This is a genomic window from Pandoraea sp. XY-2 (assembly GCF_004193915.1).
In the GTDB taxonomy this organism is placed as follows: Bacteria; Pseudomonadota; Gammaproteobacteria; order Burkholderiales; family Burkholderiaceae; genus Pandoraea; species Pandoraea cepalis.
Map to the genome: position 1 here is coordinate 4420774 of NZ_CP030849.1, position 19191 is coordinate 4439964.

Annotated in this window: 12 protein-coding genes and 4 pseudogenes; 3 read left to right on the forward strand and 13 right to left on the reverse strand. The window is 64.1% G+C overall.

Translation table 11 applies throughout. The features are described from left to right. The first annotated feature begins 18 nt into the window (after nt 1–18). Complete coding sequence (zapD, locus tag DRB87_RS19950) at nt 19–774, forward strand: cell division protein ZapD (protein WP_130027177.1); 756 nt, start codon at nt 19–21, stop codon at nt 772–774. Nucleotides 775–778: 4 nt separating this feature from the next. Continuing rightward, nucleotides 779–973, forward strand: coding sequence for a DNA gyrase inhibitor YacG (gene yacG, locus DRB87_RS19955; RefSeq protein ID WP_017234743.1), 195 nt, complete (start codon nt 779–781; stop codon nt 971–973). 155 nt (nt 974–1128) lie between these two features. Here yacG and DRB87_RS19960 read toward each other — a convergent pair. The 4 genes and pseudogenes from DRB87_RS19960 to secA form a co-directional block, all read right to left on the reverse strand. After that, nucleotides 1129–1574, reverse strand: a pseudogene (locus tag DRB87_RS19960) (NUDIX domain-containing protein). 112 nt (nt 1575–1686) lie between these two features. Continuing rightward, a pseudogene (locus DRB87_RS19965) lies at nt 1687–2566 on the reverse strand (ATP-binding protein). A 207-nt stretch (nt 2567–2773) separates the two neighbouring features. After that, a pseudogene (argJ, locus tag DRB87_RS19970) lies at nt 2774–4001 on the reverse strand (bifunctional glutamate N-acetyltransferase/amino-acid acetyltransferase ArgJ). Nucleotides 4002–4164: 163 nt separating this feature from the next. Next, nucleotides 4165–6960, reverse strand: a complete 2796-nt coding sequence (gene secA / locus DRB87_RS19975) for a preprotein translocase subunit SecA (RefSeq protein ID WP_017234747.1) — start codon at nt 6958–6960, stop codon at nt 4165–4167. Nucleotides 6961–7264: 304 nt separating this feature from the next. On the opposite strand from secA, the gene DRB87_RS19980 reads away from it, so the two are divergent. Beyond that, nucleotides 7265–7732 carry a DciA family protein gene (locus DRB87_RS19980; RefSeq protein WP_017234748.1) on the forward strand — a complete coding sequence of 156 codons (468 nt, stop codon included), beginning with the start codon at nt 7265–7267 and terminating at the stop codon, nt 7730–7732. A 143-nt stretch (nt 7733–7875) separates the two neighbouring features. On the opposite strand, the gene lpxC is transcribed toward DRB87_RS19980, so the two are convergent. The 9 genes and pseudogenes from lpxC to murD form a co-directional block, all read right to left on the reverse strand. Further along, nucleotides 7876–8790, reverse strand: coding sequence for a UDP-3-O-acyl-N-acetylglucosamine deacetylase (lpxC, locus tag DRB87_RS19985; protein ID WP_130027179.1), 915 nt, complete (start codon nt 8788–8790; stop codon nt 7876–7878). 538 nt (nt 8791–9328) lie between these two features. Beyond that, nucleotides 9329–10519: a cell division protein FtsZ gene (gene ftsZ, locus DRB87_RS19990; protein WP_017234750.1), complete on the reverse strand. Its 1191-nt coding sequence runs from the start codon at nt 10517–10519 to the stop codon at nt 9329–9331. Between the two features lie 106 nt (nt 10520–10625). Beyond that, nucleotides 10626–11858 (reverse strand): cell division protein FtsA, encoded by a 1233-nt coding sequence (gene ftsA / locus DRB87_RS19995; protein WP_017234751.1) that lies wholly within the window; start codon nt 11856–11858, stop codon nt 10626–10628. A gap of 22 nt (nt 11859–11880) precedes the next feature. Then, nucleotides 11881–12717: a cell division protein FtsQ/DivIB gene (locus DRB87_RS20000; protein ID WP_130027181.1), complete on the reverse strand. Its 837-nt coding sequence runs from the start codon at nt 12715–12717 to the stop codon at nt 11881–11883. Between the two features lie 47 nt (nt 12718–12764). Then, the gene (locus DRB87_RS20005; protein ID WP_240756339.1) at nt 12765–13703 is read right to left on the reverse strand and encodes a D-alanine--D-alanine ligase; all 939 of its coding nucleotides are present in this window, start codon (nt 13701–13703) and stop codon (nt 12765–12767) included. 46 nt (nt 13704–13749) lie between these two features. Continuing rightward, complete coding sequence (gene murC / locus DRB87_RS20010) at nt 13750–15159, reverse strand: UDP-N-acetylmuramate--L-alanine ligase (RefSeq protein WP_130027184.1); 1410 nt, start codon at nt 15157–15159, stop codon at nt 13750–13752. Between the two features lies 1 nt (nt 15160). Further along, nucleotides 15161–16242 (reverse strand): annotated as a pseudogene (murG, locus tag DRB87_RS20015) (undecaprenyldiphospho-muramoylpentapeptide beta-N-acetylglucosaminyltransferase). Nucleotides 16243–16259: 17 nt separating this feature from the next. Next, nucleotides 16260–17531 (reverse strand): putative lipid II flippase FtsW, encoded by a 1272-nt coding sequence (gene ftsW / locus DRB87_RS20020; protein ID WP_130027186.1) that lies wholly within the window; start codon nt 17529–17531, stop codon nt 16260–16262. Continuing rightward, nucleotides 17528–19054 (reverse strand): UDP-N-acetylmuramoyl-L-alanine--D-glutamate ligase, encoded by a 1527-nt coding sequence (gene murD, locus DRB87_RS20025; RefSeq protein ID WP_130027188.1) that lies wholly within the window; start codon nt 19052–19054, stop codon nt 17528–17530. The genes ftsW and murD overlap by 4 nt, the downstream gene beginning before the upstream one ends. Nucleotides 19055–19191 lie beyond the last annotated feature (137 nt).

Here is a 19191-nt window from a genome sequence, read left to right on the forward strand (position 1 = left end):
ACTTCTGGGCCACCGCGCTTGATCCTGTACGAATATCCGCTCAACGAACGCATTCGCACGCTGCTTCGGCTGGAAGAGCTGTTCGGGCGCTTTGCCTTTTTCGTCGGGCAGGATCAGCCGCTCGATCATCACGCGGCGCTGATCACGATGTTCGAGATTGCCGACATCGCCGGACGCACCGACCTGAAGAACGAACTGGTCAAGGAACTCGACCGGCAACGTCAGACGCTGACCACCTATCGCGGCAATCCCGATATCGCCTCCGACGCGCTCGAACAGTTCATCGGCGAAGTCGAGGTGGCGATTGCGAACCTCAACCAGATTCCCGGCAAGCCCGGCCAGCATCTGAACGACAACGAATGGCTAGCCAGCATTCGCAGCCGCTCGGTGATCCCCGGCGGCACGTGCCGCTTCGACCTTCCGTCGTATTACGCCTGGCGTCACAACGATGCCGAGCAGCGCCGTCAGGACATCGATAAATGGATCGGCCCGCTGTTTCCGATACGCGACGCCCTTGGCATCGTGCTGGGGCTCGCCCGGGAGTCCGGTCACGCCAGCAAGGCGATGGCGCAGCAAGGCAGCTACCAGCAGATGCTGACCGGCCGTGTCTATCAACTGATGCAGGTGAGAGTGGCGCCCGAGTTGCGGGTCATTCCCGAAGCCAGCGCCAACAAGTACATGCTGTGGGTGCGCTTCACCACACAGGACGGCGATCTCAAACCGCGTCCGGTCGACAGCGACGTGCCGTTCCTGCTCACGCTCTGCAATCTCTAAATCCATGACGACCGTCGTCAACTGCCCGACCTGCGGCAAGAAAGTGGTTTGGGGACCCGAGGCGAAATTCCGCCCGTTCTGCTCGGAGCGTTGCAAGCAGATCGACATCGGCGCTTGGGCGGCAGAGAAGTACACGATCCCCGCCGACTCGCCCGACGATCCCTCGCAAGACGCCCCGCTCGATCCGACGCAGCGCTGATGCGCTGATGCCGCACAGCGCGCACGGACGACCATCATCCCACCCAACGCAAAAGGCACCCTCGCGGGTGCCTTTTGTGCGTCTGGGAGCGCGCTCGGAAGCGCCGCAACCAGTCAACCGGTCATTCGGTCAATCGGCAGCGTCGCGATCCGCCGCTACGGCCGTCCCGACGACTTCGTGGCGAGCTCCTCCGAGAGCCAGCTCAGCGGCGGCAGAGCCGCCGGCAGCAACGGCTCCACGCTCACCGGCGGGCGCTGCCATGCCAGTGCCTGCCCTTCCTTGCCGTGCGGCTCGCCCTGCCATGCGGTGACTTTGCAGAAATGCAGACGCACATAGGCATGGGGGTAATCGTGTTCGAGGACGCGCCACGGCGCGCAACGCTCCACCGTCACCCCCAGTTCCTCGTGCAGTTCACGCGCGAGCGCCGCGGCGACCGACTCGCCCGCCTCCAGCTTGCCCCCGGAAACTCCCAATAACCCGCGTACGGTTTGCCCGCCGGGCGCTGACCGAGGAGCACCGAGCCATCCGCGCGCACCATCACGCCGACGGCCACTTCCGTGATGGGACGCCCGTCGGGCGCATATCGTTTCGACACTGTCATAATCCTTCGCCATCCTTGCGCCATCTGCGCCATCTGCGCTGCCTGCGAATTTCCCGGTCGAGCGGTGCATGGCTCATGGCCGATGGGCCACGGCGCCCCGCTCACCCGCACATCACGCGGCGTGTGACGCGCTCCGAAGCTTGCCCGCCCAGTCGCGAGCGAACTGGAAAGCCACGCGCCCGAACGCGAACCGCGCTCGAGCGCCCAGATCAGGGCCTCATGACGCGCCGATTCCGTTTGATCCGCCGGCACGCCAAAATGCTGCAACCAGTGACCGACGATCGTCAGGTAGTCGTCCTGCTTGAACGGGTAGAAGCTCACCCACAGCCCGAATCGCTCGGACAACGAGATCTTCTCTTCGATCACTTCCCCGGATGAATCTCACCGTCATCGGTGTGGCGATAGCTTTCGTTGTCCTTCATGTACTCGGGCAACAGATGACGGCGATTCGACGTCGCGTAGATCAGTACATTGTCCGACTGGGCCGCCACCGAGCCGTCGAGCGCGACCTTGAGCGCCTTGTAACCCGACTCACCATCTTCAAACGACAGGTCGTCGCAGAACACGACGAAGCGCTCGGGGCGCTGCGAAATCAAATCGACGATATCGCCCAGATCGACCAGGTCATCTTTGTCGACTTCGATCAGACGCAGGCCTTCCGAGGCGTACTGATTCAGGCAAGCCTTGATCAGTGACGACTTGCCCGTGCCGCGCGCACCGGTGAGCAACACGTTGTTGGCCGGTTCGCCACGCACAAACTGACGCGTATTCTGTTCGATCAGCCCTTTCTGGCGCTCGATATTCTGCAGATCGCCCAGCGTGATCGTCGATACATGCGCCACGGGCTGCAGAAATCCGCGCCCCTGCTTCTTGCGCCAGCGAAAGGCCACCGCGGCGCGCCAGTCGATCTCGGGAGCGGCCGGCGGCAACATGACCTCCAACCGGGCCAGCACGCCTTCGGCGCGCGTGAGGAACTGCTCCAACTTGTCCATGCTTCGAAATCCCCCGCGCCGCTCACAGGCGCTTGTGTCGATGCTTCGTCGTGTTGTCGTTTCCTTTCGCTGCCCGCCGCGGTGCTTTTGCCACCTGCCGGCGATGGGCCGATACTGCCGGCCAGTGCCGCTAACGCAGGGCCGACGCCGATCGGGCATCGACACGCGGCGCCCCCGGTGGGAGGCGCGCGGCGCTCGCGTCAGGGCTTAGGAACGGTAATCCGCGTTGATGCTCACGTAGTCGTGCGAGAGGTCGCAAGTCCACAACGTGGCGGCGGCGGCGCCGCGGCCGAGCACCACGCGGACCGTGATTTCGCTTTGCTTCATCACGCGCTGTCCCTCTTCCTCGCGATAGTCGGCATTGCGGCCGCCCGCGCGGGCGACCAGCACGTCGTCGAGATAGAGGTCGACCTTGCTGACGTCGAGGTCGTTCACCCCCGCATAACCGATGGCGGCCAGAATGCGGCCCAGATTCGGATCGGACGCGTAAAACGCCGTCTTCACCAGCGGCGAATGCCCGATGGCATAGGCGATCTGACGGCACTCCGCCACATCACGGCCGCCCTCGACCGTCACGGTGATGAATTTGGTCGCGCCTTCGCCGTCACGCACGATCAATTGCGCCAATTCCTGCGAGATCGACAGCAAGGCGTCGCGGAACGCGGCAAAGGCGGGCGTGTCCGTGCTGGCGATTTCCGGCAGATCGGTCTGGCCCGTGGCCGCGACGATAAACGAATCGTTGGTCGACGTATCGCCGTCGATGGTGATGGCGTTGAACGAACGATCCGCCACGTACTTGACGAGCGCGTCGAGCACCGGCTGCGCCACGCGCGCATTGGTGCCCACGAAGCCGAGCATGGTTGCCATGTTCGGCTTGATCATGCCCGCCCCTTGCTGATGCCGGTGAGGACGAGGGTCTTGCCTTCGATCACGACCTCACGCGAGGCGGCTTTCGGCAGCGTATCGGTCGTCATGATCGATTGCGCTGCCTCGTACCAGTGTGCGGGCGCCAGATTGGCAATGGCTTGCGGCAGACCGGCGACCAGACGGTCAACCGGGAGCGGTTCGAGGATCACGCCGGTCGAGAACGGCAGAATCTGGTTCGGATTGACCGACAGCAGCTTAGCGAGCGCGTCGCACGTTGCCCGCGTGGCGACCATGCCCGGTTCGCCGGTGCCCGCGTTGGCGTTGCCCGTGTTGACAACAAGCGCACGAATGCCCGCCTGCGCGGCCAGATGGGTCTTGCAGACCGTCACCGGCGCCGCGCAGAAGCGGTTCGTCGTGAAAACGCCTGACACCGTGCTACCGGGGCCAGTCGCATGACCAGCACGTCCTTACGGTTCGGCTTGCGGATATTGGCTTCGGCCCAGCCCAGTTCGACGCCGGGCACGGCGCGCAGTTGGGAGGCTTCGATCGAGGGGAAATTGACGGCCATGTGGGTTCGCCCGCGAGAGATGAGCGTTACAGCTCCCGCCCTGGCGATGTCGGCACGACACTCCGCCGGGGCGGCGGTTGATCGGTGCGGCCGGTCGAAAAACCGGCGCTACAAACGACGCGGCGCCGATCCTGAGTCGGCGCCGCGTCGATCGGTTCACATCTTAAGACAGTTTGCCGTGGCAGTGCTTGAATTTCTTGCCGCTGCCGCACGGGCAGGCATCGTTGCGGCCAACCTTCGGCAACAAGTCGCCGCCGGCCATCGCCGCGCTGGCCGCCTGGGCCAGCGCCGACACCACCGGACGCCCCGCGTCTTCGTCGATCTCTCCGTCGCCGCCCACCGTCTCGAGTTCGTCGTGCTTGAACTCGACGTTGATCAGACCGCCCGCGCTGTCGTCGAGCGCTTCCGTTGCCTGTTCGAGCTCTTCCTGCGACTGGATACGCACGTTCATGATGACGCGCGTGACTTCGAGCTTGATGGTCTCAAGCAGTTGGGCGAACAATTCGAACGCTTCGCGCTTGTATTCCTGCTTCGGATTCTTCTGCGCGTAACCGCGCAGATGGATGCCTTGACGCAGGTGATCCAACGCGGCCAGATGCTCGCGCCAGTTGGAATCCACGCTCTGAAGCATGACCGAGCGCTCGAACCCCGAGAACGACTCGCGTCCCACCAGTTCGACCTTGGCCTGATATGACGCTTCGGCGGCGTCCATCACTTCCTTGAGGATGTCCTCGTCGTCGATTTCTTCCGAGCCTTCGATACGCGACTGCAGCGGCAAATCGAGCTGCCACTCTTCGCGCAGCACCGTCTCCAGCCCCTTGAGGTCCCACTGCTCTTCGACCGTACCGGCCGGCACGCAGGTGCGCACCAGATCCTGGAACACGCTCTGACGCATGCCTGCGATGGTGTCCGAGACGTCTTGCGCTTCGAGCAGTTCATTCCGCTGCTGGTAGATCACCTTGCGCTGATCGTTGGACACGTCGTCGTATTCGAGCAGCTGCTTGCGCACGTCGAAGTTGCGTGCTTCGACCTTGCGCTGTGCCGACTCGATCGAACGCGTGACAATGCCCGCCTCGATGGCTTCGCCTTCCGGCATCTTCAGACGATCCATGATCGAACGAACGCGGTCGCCGGCGAAGATGCGCAGCAGCGGATCTTCCAGCGACAGGTAAAAACGCGACGAGCCCGGATCGCCCTGACGGCCCGAACGGCCGCGCAACTGGTTGTCGATACGGCGAGATTCGTGGCGTTCGGTACCAATGATGTGCAAACCGCCTGCCGTCTTCACCTGCTCATGCAGACCCTGCCATTCGTCCTGCAATTGCTGGATGCGGGCTTGCTTGTCCGCGTCGGACAGGCTCGCATCCATTTCGATGAAACCCGATTGCTTCTCGACGTTGCCACCGAGCACGATGTCGGTACCACGACCGGCCATGTTGGTGGCGATGGTGATGACGCCCGGACGCCCCGCCTGCGCGACGATCTCGGCTTCGCGCGCGTGTTGCTTGGCGTTGAGCACCTGGTGCGGCAGCTTCGCGCTCGTGAGCAGTTGCGAGAGGTACTCCGACGTCTCGATCGACGTCGTGCCCACCAGCACCGGCTGGCCACGCTCCACGCAATCGCGAATGTCCTTGATGACCGCGTCGTACTTTTCCTTGGCCGTCTTGTAGATCTGATCCTGACGGTCGATCCGCTTGGGCGGGCGGTTGGTCGGGATCACCACCGTCTCGAGACGATAGATCTCGTTGAATTCGAACGCTTCGGTATCCGCCGTCCCGGTCATGCCCGAGAGCTTGGCGTACATGCGGAAGTAGTTCTGGAACGTGATGGAGGCCAGCGTCTGGTTCTCGTGCTGGATCGAGACGCGCTCCTTCGCTTCCACCGCCTGGTGCAGACCTTCGGACCAGCGGCGACCGGCCATCAGACGGCCGGTGAACTCGTCGACGATGACGATCTCGTCGTTCTGCACCACGTAATGCTGGTCCTTGTGGAACAGCGTGTGCGCGCGCAGGGCGGCGTACACATGGTGCATGAGGGTAATGTTCTGCGGCGCATAAAGACTGTCGCCCTCGGCGATCATGCCCCACTCGGCGAGCAGTTGCTCAGCCTTCTCGTGGCCGCGCTCGGTCAGAAAGACCTGACGCGCCTTCTCGTCGAGCGTGTAATCGCCCGGCACTTCGACGCCCGTGCCGTCCGACTTCTCTTCACCGATCTGACGCTCGAGCATCGCCGGCAAGCGATCCATCTTCACATACAGCTCGGTGTGATCTTCGGCCTGGCCGGAGATGATGAGCGGCGTGCGTGCCTCGTCGATCAGGATCGAGTCCACTTCGTCGACGATGGCGTAGTTCAGTGTGCGTTGCACCCGCTGCTCGGTCTCGTAGACCATGTTGTCGCGCAGGTAGTCGAAGCCGAACTCATTGTTCGTGCCGTACGTGATGTCGGCCGCGTACGCTGTCTGCTTCTCGTCATGCGGCATCTGCGACAGGTTGATACCCACCGACAGGCCGAGGAAGTTGTACAGACGCGCCATCCACTCGGCGTCGCGCTGGGCCAGGTAATCGTTGACGGTCACGACGTGCACGCCCTTGCCCGAGAGCGCGTTCAGATAGGCGGGCAATGTCGCGACGAGCGTCTTGCCTTCGCCCGTGCGCATTTCGGCGATCTTGCCGAAGTGCAGCACCATGCCGCCAATGAGCTGAACGTCGAAGTGGCGCATCTTGAGGACGCGCTTGCCGGCTTCGCGGCACACCGCAAAGGCTTCGACCAGCAACGAATCCACGCTCGCCCCCTGGGCGATACGCTGCTTGAATTCCTCGGTCTTGCCGCGCAGTTGCTCATCGCTCAGCTGGGCGATCTGCGGCTCGAGGGCGTTGATCGCCGAGACGGTTTTCTGGTACTGCTTGATAAGCCGCTGGTTACGGCTGCCAAATACTTTTTTAAGAAGACCGGGAATCATCGGATCACTGGTTAGGGCGGCAAATGTCGTTCGCAATCGTGCAGTCGGTCGGCAAACTTCGCAACGCTTCAGGGTTTTGCCCCACGCGTGCCGAATCGCCCAACGCGCCTGCGCGCTGCGGGTCACCGGTGTTTGGCACTCAGGCCTCTCGCCGGTTCGATACCTATACTAAAAAAAGGATTCTAGCATGCTGTCATGGCGCGTCCCGCTGGCCTCGGGCGCGGGCCGTCCGGCCTTTTCGGCGTTCGGACCGAGGCGACGCCCGATGGCGGGGTAAAATACGCGGCAACCTCTGTCTCATCATATGAAACGACCCAAAGCTCCCCGCGTTGCCCGCCCGCTCACCGATCTGCTGTGCGCCTCCGACGGCGCCGGCTCGTTGCTGGCCGCCGCCGAACAACTGGGTCGACTCGAGCGAGACGTGCACGCGTTGTTGCCCGCCGCGCTCAGCGGCAGCGTCCGGCTAGCGCCGCCGCGCGAGGGCGCGCTGGTCTTCCTTGTCGCCAATAATGCGCTGGCGGCTCGGCTGCGCCAGCAAACGCCGTCGCTGATCGAGGGTCTGGCGACGCGCGGTTGGCTGATTCGCACGATCCGGATCCGTGTGAGCATCACGGCACCCGAACCCCAGAAGCCGCCCAAGGAGGCCCGCCTGTCCCGGCAGGGCCTCGTCAGCCTGCGCGATCTGCGCGACGCGCTGGAGCCATCTCCGCTTCGCGACGCCCTGGCTCGCCTGGTGGCCCGCCATTCCTACGGCGGTCCGCGCAAGCCTTGAATCCGTCGGTTGCCATGGCGCGATGCATTCAAGCGCAACGCCGATTTGGCGCGCGCGTCAAATAAAAAAGCGCCGCAGAGTCGGCGCTTTCGTTTTGTTACATCCGCGCCCCACCCGCCGGCGCTTCCTATGGCCTGCGTGATTTACGCGAACTGCGTCTGCGGCTCGAACTGGAAGCCGCGCGGTGCGTCTTCGGCGTGCTCGAACGTGACAATCTCGTACGCCTCTTGTGCGAGAAGCTCGCGCAAGAGCTGGTTGTTCAGTCCGTGCCCCGACTTGTACGCTGTGTAAGACGCCAGCAGCGGATGGCCAATCACGTACAGGTCGCCGATGGCGTCGAGCATCTTGTGCTTCACGAACTCGTCGTCGTAACGCAGGCCGTCGTTGTTCAGGATGCGGTACTCGTCGAGCACGATGGCGTTGTCCATGCTGCCGCCGCGCGCCAGGCCCAGTTCGCGCAGCATCTCGACCTCATGCGCAAAGCCGAACGTACGGGCGCGCGCAATCTCCTTCGCGTAGGACGTATCGGCAAAGTCGATCTCCAGCGCCTGACCGGTGCGATCGACCGCCGGGTGACGAAAATCGATGGTGAACTTGAGCTTGAAGCCTTCGTAAGGCTCGAGACGGGCGAACTTGTCGCCTTCGCGAATCTCGACCGGCTTCGTCACACGAATGAATTTCTTGGCGGCCGCCTGCTCTTCGATGCCCGCCGACTGAATCAGGAAGACGAACGTTGCCGCGCTGCCGTCCATGATTGGAATTTCTTCGGCCGTCACATCGACATACAGATTGTCGATGCCCAGCCCCGCGCATGCCGACATCAGGTGCTCCACGGTGGAGACCCGCGCGCCCTCTTTCTGCAGCACCGACGCAAGACGCGTGTCGCCAATCGCCATTGCCGACGCCGGAATCTCGACAGGAGGATTCAGATCGGTACGGCAGAAGACGATGCCCGTGTTGGGCGGCGCCGGACGCAGCGACAACTCGACCTTGCGACCGGAGTGCAAGCCGATGCCGACTGTCTTGGCGATGGATTTGAGAGTGCGCTGCTTGAGCATGCTATTTATTTAAACTATCGGACGCTAGTGACCATAGATGCAATTATACCAGATGGAAGCCTTTATCGCTGTGCCACAAACGCAACGCTTCGTTACTAAACATTCCGAATTCTGCCGCATCGATTGGTCCACACCCCTATCGCGAAACGAAATAGGCCGTTTCAAAAATCGACATCAGGCCGAAGCCCGGGCATCGCCCATCGTCGGGGCACCCCGGCCGCCGCGACGGAGGCATGCCGCAGCGGTCGGGGGACAGATCCGCGAGACCGGGTCAGGGATCCGAACGCTTACCCGTAACGTTCGTGACCTGTGAAGCGTAGACACCGCTTGCGACGCTGGTTGTCGCAGCGATACGGCATCTCGCGTCTTCACAACCTCGCCGTATCGTCATGCGGACTCGTACTGCGGCGCACCATCCCCACGCCACACGGCATGGTCGTTGGAGCGACGACGAATCCTCACGACGACCTGCATAGGTCTCGCGATTCCCAAGGTGCGGCGGCACCAGGCACTGGCACCTGGTCCGCGCGCGACCCTGTCAGTCGGCTTGCTTGCGCAGGAAGGCCGGAATGTCGTACGTGTCGACACCCTTTTCCTGCAATGCCGCAACGTGCGACGCCGCGGTCTCGCGCGTGCTGCGCCACACGGCCGGCGTATCGAGCGCGCCGTAGTCCGTACCGCCCGCCTGACCGACATTCGGCACGTGGCCGGTGGCGATCGGCATATTGTCGGTACCGGTCTTGAGCAACGTCATCGGTGCGGCAGCCTTCTTCGCGACGGCGCGGCCCAGGCCGGTTGCCACAACAGTCACGCGCAGCGCATCGCCCATCTTGTCGTCGTAGACGGTACCGAAAATCACGGTCGCGTCTTCGGCAGCGTAGCTCTTGATGGTGTTCATCACTTCACGCGTTTCCGACAGACGCAGCGAACGCGATGCCGTGATGTTGACCAGCACGCCGCGCGCACCCGACAAGTCCACACCCTCGAGCAGCGGGCTCGCCACGGCTTGCTCGGCCGCCAGACGCGCACGATCGACACCTGCCACCGTCGCCGTCCCCATCATGGCCTTGCCTTGTTCGCCCATCACCGTCTTCACGTCTTCAAAGTCGACGTTCACCAAACCGTCGACGTTGATGATTTCGGCGATGCCGGCCACGGCGTTATGCAGCACGTCGTCGGCGCACTGGAAGCACTTGTCCATCTCGGCGTCGTCGCCCATGACTTCGAACAGCTTGTCGTTGAGCACGACGATCAGCGAATCGACGTTGTCTTCCAGCTCCTGCGCCCCCGTCTCCGCCACGCGCATGCGCTTGCCGCCTTCGAACTCGAACGGCTTCGACACCACGCCGACGGTCAGAATGCCCATTTCCTTGGCAATCTGCGCCACCACCGGTGCCGCGCCCGTGCCCGTGCCGCCGCCCATACCGGCGGTGATGAACACCATGTGCGCCCCACGCAGGGCGTCGGCCACGCGCTCACGGGCTTCCTCAGCCGCCGCACGTCCCATCTCCGGCTTGGCGCCTGCGCCCAGACCGGTCTTGCCGAGCTGGATGCTCACGCTGGCCTGCGAGCGGCCGAGTGCCTGAGCGTCAGTGTTCATGGCGATGAAGTCCACGCCCTGCACACCCCGGTTGATCATGTGCTGGACGGCATTGCCGCCAGCGCCACCAACACCCACCACCTTGATGATGGTGCCGTTGGTTTCCGTTTCCAACATTTCAAAGTTCATAGCGCCTCCAGTGATATAAAAGCAGATCCGGCATTGCGGGTCACGGTCAGCTCGGGTAAGCCAAGCGTGTTTTCAACACCGAATCCACACCCCTCAAAAAACACCATTAAAAATTGCTGAAGAACCAGTCGCGCATGCGCGACCAGACCTGATTCGCTTGCCCCGACTGCACCGCGACCTTGCGCCCGCGCATGCGTTGGGAACGACCTTCGAGCAGCAGCCCCATCGCGGTCGCGTAGCGCGGGCTGCGCACCACGTCGGCCAGGCCGCCCGCATACTCCGGCACGCCAATGCGCACCGGCTTGAGGAAGATGTCCTCGCCCAGCTCGACCATGCCCGGCATCATCGCCGCGCCGCCGGTGAGCACGATGCCCGAGGACAGCAGTTCTTCGTATCCTGACTCGCGCACCACCTGCTGCACCAGCGAGAACAGCTCTTCGACGCGCGGCTCGATCACCGCCGCCAGCGCCTGACGCGAGAGCGTGCGCGGACCGCGCTCGCCCAGCCCCGGCACTTCAATCATTTCGTCCGGATCGGCCAGCGACTGCTTGGCGATGCCGTGCTGAATCTTGATGTCTTCCGCATCCGGCGTCGGCGTGCGCACCGCCATCGCGATGTCGCTCGTGATCTGATCGCCCGCGATCGGAATCACGGCCGTGTGCCGAATCGCGCCTTCGCTGAAGATCGCGATATCGGTCGTGCCGCCGCCGATGTCGATCAGCACCACGCCCAGTTCCTTCTCGTCTTCCGTGAGCACCGAAATGCTCGACGCGAGCGGTTGCAGAATCAGGTCGTTCACTTCGAGACCGCACCGGCGCACACACTTCACGATGTTCTGCGCCGCCGAGACGGCGCCGGTCACGATGTGCACCTTCACTTCAAGGCGGATGCCGCTCATGCCGATCGGCTCGCGCACGTCTTCCTGACCGTCGATGATGAATTCCTGCGTGAGGATATGCAGCACCTGCTGGTCCGTCGGGATGTTGATCGCCTTGGCCGTCTCGATGACGCGTGCCACGTCGGCCTGCGTCACCTCCTTGTCCTTGATCGCCACCATGCCGCTCGAATTGAAGCTGCGAATGTGACTACCGGCAATGCCCGTGAACACGTTGGTGATCTTGCAGTCGGCCATCAGCTCGGCTTCTTCGAGTGCACGCTGAATGGACTGCACCGTGGCCTCAATGTTCACCACGACACCTTTTTTCAGCCCGCGCGATTCGCTCTGGCCGAGGCCAATCACTTCATAGCGGCCTTCAGGGCGCAGTTCGGCCACCACCGCCACGACTTTCGACGTGCCGATATCGAGGGCGACCAACAGATCCTTGTAATCTTTGCTCATAGCGTGTGTAAGTCCTGAAGTCTCACTGGCTTCGCTTCTGCCGCGCGGCAGGTTGCGCAACTGCCGGCTTTTGCGAATCCCGCTTTTGCACCGGTGCCGTGGCAAGCTTCTTGGCCTGTTCTTCGCTCAAGAAACGCATGCCCGCGGCACGCACGGCAAAACCGTTCGGGTAACGCAGATCGGCGTACTCGATCTGATTTCCCCAGCGCGCCGCTACCTGCGGATACGCTTGTACGAAACGCCTGCTGCGTGTGGCGAGGGACTCGGCGGTACGCTCTCGTCCCAGCGCCAGTTGCACTCCCCCGGAGAGCCGTACGCTCCATGCGTAACGATTCGACAGCGTGACCGCTTCGGGTTTCATTTTCAGCGGCGCGAACCACCTTACGAAGTCGTAGTACCGCGCCGTCACATCCTTTTCGCTGCCCGGCGGGCCGGCGAACTCGGGCAGCTTGCCGTCGTCCTCGGCTTCGGCCAGATTCGCCGCGAACAGCTCGCCGTCCACACTCACCAGACGGCCGTCGTTCCACGTGGCCAGCGGCTTGTATTCCTCGATCGTGACCGAGAGCTGGTTCGGCCACACACGTCGCACGCTTGCATGGCGCACCCACGGCACGGCCTCGAACGCCGCTCGCGTGGCGTCCAGATCGATCGTGAAAAAATTGCCCTTCAGGCGCGAGACGGCATTCGCGCGCAAGGTCGGACCGTTGATGTGAGACACGTCCCCATCGATCTGCACCGCCGTCAGCGTGAAGATCGGCCGCTGAATCAGCCAATGGCCGCCCGCAGCGAGCGCCGCCAGCACGACGAGTGCGACGAGCGCACTCGCGATGGCGTTGAGCAGGCGTACGTTTTGCCACATGGCGATTTGCTTTCCGTATCGGGGCGTTCTTCAACGCGTTCAAGGTTTTACTCGGGTTTCCACTGCGCGTTCGGATGCAGATCGAGCGTCGCGGTGGCCAGGATTTCGACAACCAGGTCTTCGTACGACAGCCCCGCCGCTCGTGCCGACATCGGCACCAGCGAATGGCCCGTCATGCCCGGCGAGGTATTGATCTCCAGCAGGAACGGCTTGTTGTCACGCTTGCGCAGCATCACGTCGGCGCGCGCCCAACCGCGACAGCCCAGCACGAGATAGGCGCGCAGCACCAGACGCTGCACCTCCTCCTGCAACGACACCGATAGCGGCGGCGGGCATTCGTAGCGCGTGTCGTCCTTGAAATACTTGTTCTGGTAGTCGTAGTTCGCGTCTGGCGCCACGATGCGGATCACCGGCAGCGCACGCGCGGCCGCCGCGCCCTTCGTGCCCACGCCAAGCACCGGCACGGTCAGTTCGTCGCCATCGATGAACTCTTCGGCGAGGACGTCCGGATCCAGGGCGACGGCCTTCTCGAAGGCCGCCTTCAGTTGCGACGCCTCGGTGACCTTTGTCAGGCCAATCGTCGAGCCTTCACGCGACGGCTTGACGATAAGCGGCAGGCCGAGATCGCGGGCCACGGCATCGAAGTCGCTGTCGGCGCTCAGCATCGCGAAGCGCGGCGTCGGCAACCCTTCGTTGATCCACACGCGTTTGGTCATCTCCTTGTCCATCGCCAGCGCGGAGGCCAACACGCCGCTGCCGGTGTACGGAACCCCCAGATGCTCGAGCACGCCTTGCAGCGTGCCGTCTTCGCCATAGCGGCCATGCAGCGCGATGAACACCCGGTCGAACTTCTGCGCGGCGAGCGCCGTGAGGTCGTGCATGCCGGTATCGAACGCATGCGCATTCACCCCGCGCGAGCGCAGGGCTTCGAGCACGCCATTGCCCGAAATCAGCGAGATCTGACGCTCGGCCGAGCGCCCGCCCATCAGGACGCCCACCTTGCCGAAACGTTTCGGATCGAAAGCACTCACTTCAAACTCCTTGCTGAACTTGCAACTTGCCGGGCACCGCGCCGATGGAGCCGGCACCCATGGTGATAACGACGTCGCCCGCACGGGCGACTTGCAGAACGGCGTCGGGCAGTTGCGCAACGTCTTCCACGAAAACCGGCTCTACCTTGCCCGCCACGCGCAGGGCGCGCGACAGTGCGCGACCGTCGGCCGCCACGATGGGCGCCTCACCGGCCGAATAGACTTCGCCGAGTACCACGGCGTCGGCGTCGGACAGCACCTTCACGAAGTCTTCGAAGCAATCGCGCGTACGCGTGTATCGATGGGGCTGGAAGGCCAGCACGATGCGACGTCCCGGGAACGCGCCGCGGGCGGCCGCGAGCGTTGCCGCCATCTCGACCGGGTGATGTCCGTAGTCGTCGATCAACGTGAACGTGCCGCCGCCGCTCGACTTCGGCAGCGCGATGTCGCCGTAGCGCTGGAAGCGCCGGCCCACGCCGTTGAATTCGGCCAGCGCTTGCTGGATTGCAGCGTCCGGCACTTCAAGTTCGGTCGCGATCGCAATCGCCGCCAGCGCGTTGCGCACGTTGTGCTCGCCCGGCAGGTTCAGTGTGATGTCGAGGGGTGCGGCACCGGCACCGAACCGGCGCAGCACGGTGAAGCGCATCTGGCCGGCGTCCGCACGCACATCGATGGCGCGCACCTGTGCGTCTTCCGACAGGCCGTAACGCACGATCGGCTTGGAGACGAACGGCAGGATCTCGCGCACGTTCGAATCGTCCACGCACAGCACGGCGATGCCATAGAACGGCAGGCGCTGCGTGAACGCCACGAACGACTGCTTCAGACGGGCGAAGTCGTGTCCGTAGGTGTCCATGTGATCGGCATCGATGTTCGTGATGACCTCGATGACCGGATTCAGGTTCAGGAACGAGGCGTCCGATTCGTCGGCCTCGACCACGATGAAGTCGCCCGTGCCGAGCTTGGCGTTCGCGCCGGCGCTGTTCAGTCGGCCGCCAATCACGAACGTCGGATCGAGCCCGCCCTGCGCAAGCACGCTCGCCACGAGACTCGTCGTGGTTGTCTTGCCGTGCGTGCCGGCGATGGCGATGCCCTGCTTCAGGCGCATGAGTTCGGCGAGCATCAGCGCGCGCGGCACGATGGGGATCTGGCGGGCACGCCCGGCGAGCACCTCCGGATTGTCCGCCGTGATGGCGGTGGACACGACGATGGCGTCCGCCCCTTCGATGTGCTCGGCCGCGTGGCCGCGGGCGACGCGCGCGCCAAGACTGACGAGGCGCTGCGTCACCGCGTTGTCGCCGAGATCGGAGCCGCTCACCTGATACCCCAGGTTGAGCAATACCTCGGCAATGCCGCTCATGCCCGAGCCGCCAATGCCGACGAAGTGAATGTGTTTGACGATGTGTTTCATTTCAATCCTTGGCCAGAGCCGCGCACACGCGCGCCACTTGTTCGGTGGCGTCCGGCTTGGCGAGCGCCCTGGCTTTCTCTCCCATCGCGAGCAGCGATTCGCGCGTCTGACGGCGCAGCCACTCGGCCAGGGTCTCGACCGACAGCTCGCGCTGGTCGATCAGCGTTGCCGCGCCCTTGTCGGCGAGGAAACGCGCATTGGTTGTCTGATGGTCGTCGACGGCATGGGGGAACGGCACGAACAACGCCGCCACGCCCGCTGCCGCGACTTCGGCCACCGTCATCGCCCCTGCCCGACAGATCACCAGATCCGCCGCCGCATAGGCCGCGACCATGTCATCGATGAACGGCACCGCATCGACCGTTACGCCCGCTGCCGCGTAATTGGCCTGCAGCGTCTGAATATGTTTAACGCCCGCCTGGTGCGTGACTTGCGGACGCGCGTCGCGCGCCAGCTTCGCCAGCGCCTTGGGCACGATTTCGTTGAGCACCGTCGCGCCGAGACTGCCGCCCACCACCAGAATACGCAGCGGCCCGGTGCGCGCGCGGTAGCGCTCGGCCGGCGGCACCATCTCGTCGAAGTCGGCACGGATCGGATTGCCGACCCATTCGCCCCGGCGATGGTGTCGGGGAACGCGAGCAGCACCTTGTCGGCCACGCGCGCAAGGACCTTGTTCGCCATGCCGGCCACCGAATTCTGCTCGTGCAGCACGAGCGGACGCCCCAGCAGCGACGCCATCATGCCCGCCGGGAACGTGATGTAGCCGCCCATCCCGAGCACCACGTTCGGCTTGACGCGGCGGATCGCACGCAGGCTCTGCCAGAACGCGCGCAGCAGATTGAGCGGCAGCAGCAGCTTGGTCATCGGGCCCTTGCCGCGCAAGCCGCCGAACTTCACGAACGCCATCGGAATGTCGTACTTCGGCACGAGCGTCGCTTCCATGCCTGTCGCATTCCCAAGCCACACCACGCGCCACCCCTGCACACGCAGGAAGTTGGCGACCGCGAGCCCCGGGAAGACGTGACCGCCCGTGCCGCCGGCCATCACCAGCAGCGTGCGCGTCTTCGTTTCCGGGGCCGGCATCGCGGCGGCGCGCTCGGTCATACTTTCCCTCCCCGCATCAGCACGCGGTTCTCGTAATCGACCCGCAGCAGAATCGCCACGGCCACACAGTTGAGCAAGATGCCCGAGCCGCCGTAGCTGACCAGCGGCAGCGTGAGGCCCTTGGTCGGCAGCAAGCCCAGATTCACGCCCATGTTGATGAAGGTCTGCGAAGCGAGCCACACGCCCACGCCCTTCGCGAGCAAGCCGGCGAACGTGCGTTCGAGCGCCAGTGCCTGACGCCCGATCTCGAACGCGCGGCGCACCATCCAGTAAAAGAGCAGGATGACGACCAGCACGCCCACGAAGCCGAACTCTTCGCCGATCACCGCGAGGATGAAGTCGGTGTGCGCTTCGGGCAGGTAGTGCAGTTTCTCGATGCTCCCGCCCAGCCCCACGCCCGTCCATTCACCGCGTCCGAACGCGATGAGCGAGTGTGTAAGCTGATACGCCTTGCCGAGCGCGTAGTCCTCGCGCCACGGATCGAGATACGCGAAAATCCGCTCGCGACGCCACGGCGACAACCAGATCAGCATGGCGAACGTGCCCACGGCCGTGAGCGCCAGCCCGCCGAACAGGCGACCGTTCACGCCGCCGAGGAACAGCACCCCCATCGCGATGGCCGCGACCACCATGAAGGCGCCCATGTCCGGCTCGAGCAGCAGCAACATACCGACGAACACAACGGCGATGCCCATCGGCAAGAAGCCCTTGCGGAAGCTCTGCATGAATTCCTGCTTGCGAACGGTGTAGTTCGCGGCGTACAGCGTGACCGCGAGCTTCATGATTTCCGACGGCTGCAGATTGAGCACCCCGAATGGAATCCAGCGCTTCGAGCCGTTCACGCCCTTGCCCAGGTGCGGGATCAGCACGATCACGAGCAACATCAGCGCCAGCAGAAAGACCTTGGGCGCGAGCTTGTCGAGTGTCTTGACTGGAATACGCAGCGTAATGAGGGCCGCGACCAGTCCGATCGTCAGCGAGACGATATGACGCACGAGAAAGTGGTACGTCGTGTATCCGCTGTACTTCGGCGAGTCCGGCAGCGCGACCGATGCCGAATACACCATCACCAGCCCCAGCGACAGCAGCGAAATCACCACCCAGACGAGCGCGTGATCGTATTCGAGCATGCGCGAGCGGGTCGGCTTGATGCTGCCGAGCGTACGGCTCGCGGCATGGGTCGCGGCGCCCGGAGCGGCGGCCGCCGTACCTGCCCCGGCAAAGCCGGCCTGACGCTTCTTGCTGAAGAACGACTTGATACGGTTCATAGCATCACCCCCGCGTCGGCGGCCAGATCAACCACGGTGTCGCGAAACACTTGCGCGCGATGCTCGTAGTTGCGGAACATGTCGAAGCTCGCGCAGGCCGGCGAGAGCAGCACCGCGTCGCCCGGCTGGGCCAGCTTCGCAGCGTCTCGCGTGGCGGCTTCGAGCGTCGGGGCATCGATCAGATCGACACCCGTGTCGGCCAGCGCTTCGCGCAGCCGCGGCGCGTCGCGGCCGATCAGCAACACGGCGCGCGCGTGATGCGCCACAGGGTTGGCCAGCGGCGAGAAGTCCTGCCCCTTGCCGTCGCCGCCGACGATCAGGAGCAACGTCTTCTGCAGGCCGTTGATGGCCGCGACCGTCGCGCCCACGTTGGTGCCCTTGCTGTCGTCGTAATACTCGACTTCGTTGATCGCGCCGACGAGCTGCACACGATGCGGCTCGCCCGGGTATTCGCGCAAGCCGTGCAAGAGCTTGGCCATCGGCAGGTCGATGGCGCGCGTGAGCGCGAGCGCCGCCAGCGCGTTGGCGGCATTGTGCTGACCGCGGATGCGCAGCGCGTCGGCGGGCATGAGGCGTTTGCCGATCACCTCGAGCGTCGCCTCCACGGCGCCGGCCTTGCGCCGCTTCGGCGCCGGCGGGGCGTCGTCGCGCGAGAAGCCCTCGACCAGCCACGACATCCCGCCCTCCATCTCCAGGCCGAAGTCGCCGACAGCCTCGGGCTTGCCGGTGCCGAAGGTCACGACATTGGCCTCGGGCGTGGCGAAACTCATCACGCGAGCATCGTCGCGGTTGAGCACGCGAACGGTCTGCGGGCCGAAAATGCGCGCCTTGGCCTTGGCATAGGCGTCCATATCGCCATGCCAGTCCAGATGGTCCTGCGTGATATTGAGAATCGCGGCCGCATCGGGCGCGAGGGAATGCGTGGCCTCGAGCTGAAAGCTGGAAAGTTCAAGCACCCAGACATCGGGCAACGTGGCGTCGGCGATGCATTCGCTCAGACGGTCGAGCGCGGTCGGACTGATATTGCCCGCGACCGCCGTGCGCTTGCCGGCGCGACGGCACAGCAACCCCGTCAGACTCGTGGTCGTCGTCTTGCCGTTCGTGCCGGTAATGGCCAGCACCTTGGGCGCGTAGCCGCTCGTCGCGTGCATGTGGCGCAGCGCCTGCGCGAAGAATTCGATCTCGCCCCACACGGGAATGCCCCGCTCGGCCGCCACCGTCAGCAGCGCCGCCACATCGGCGGCGAGCGGCGACAGGCCTGGGCTGATACCGATCAGTTCGATGTCGGCGAGCAACGTGTCGACCTGGGCCCCGAATGCACCGCCGACGAATTCGGCCTGCGCGGCGTCGGCACGCAAGGCGAGAACATTCGGCGGTGTCTCCGACGACGCAAAGCGCGTGTCGGCCGCCCGCACACGGCAGCCGTAACGCGCGCACCAACGTGCCATCGCCAGGCCGGACTCTCCCAGACCCAGGATCAGGACACGCGGTTGCCAGGATTCACCAAACTTCTCGCCGAACACGTCGCTCTTTCCCTTTTATCGATTCAAACCACCGACGAATGCGTCACCTCAACGTCGCCGATATTCCGCTATCGGCGCGAGCGGCCTTACCTTGAGTCCTGCTTTGCGAAAAGGCGACATTGTCATTTCACAACGTC

What these genes read in the sequence shown, in the direction of transcription:
- ftsW (WP_130027186.1), bottom strand. Translation starts at nt 17,531, where the DNA reads ATGAACCGTATCAAGTCGTTCTTCAGCAAGAAGCGTCAGGCCGGCTTT.
- DRB87_RS20005 (WP_240756339.1), bottom strand. Translation starts at nt 13,703, where the DNA reads ATGGGCGGGCGCTCGGCCGAGCGTCAGATCTCGCTGATTTCGGGCAAT.
- ftsZ (WP_017234750.1), bottom strand. Translation starts at nt 10,519, where the DNA reads ATGAACTTTGAAATGTTGGAAACGGAAACCAACGGCACCATCATCAAG.
- lpxC (WP_130027179.1), bottom strand. Translation starts at nt 8,790, where the DNA reads ATGCTCAAGCAGCGCACTCTCAAATCCATCGCCAAGACAGTCGGCATC.
- DRB87_RS19980 (WP_017234748.1), top strand. Translation starts at nt 7,265, where the DNA reads ATGAAACGACCCAAAGCTCCCCGCGTTGCCCGCCCGCTCACCGATCTG.
- ftsA (WP_017234751.1), bottom strand. Translation starts at nt 11,858, where the DNA reads ATGAGCAAAGATTACAAGGATCTGTTGGTCGCCCTCGATATCGGCACG.
- secA (WP_017234747.1), bottom strand. Translation starts at nt 6,960, where the DNA reads ATGATTCCCGGTCTTCTTAAAAAAGTATTTGGCAGCCGTAACCAGCGG.
- murC (WP_130027184.1), bottom strand. Translation starts at nt 15,159, where the DNA reads ATGAAACACATCGTCAAACACATTCACTTCGTCGGCATTGGCGGCTCG.
- DRB87_RS20000 (WP_130027181.1), bottom strand. Translation starts at nt 12,717, where the DNA reads ATGTGGCAAAACGTACGCCTGCTCAACGCCATCGCGAGTGCGCTCGTC.
- yacG (WP_017234743.1), top strand. Translation starts at nt 779, where the DNA reads ATGACGACCGTCGTCAACTGCCCGACCTGCGGCAAGAAAGTGGTTTGG.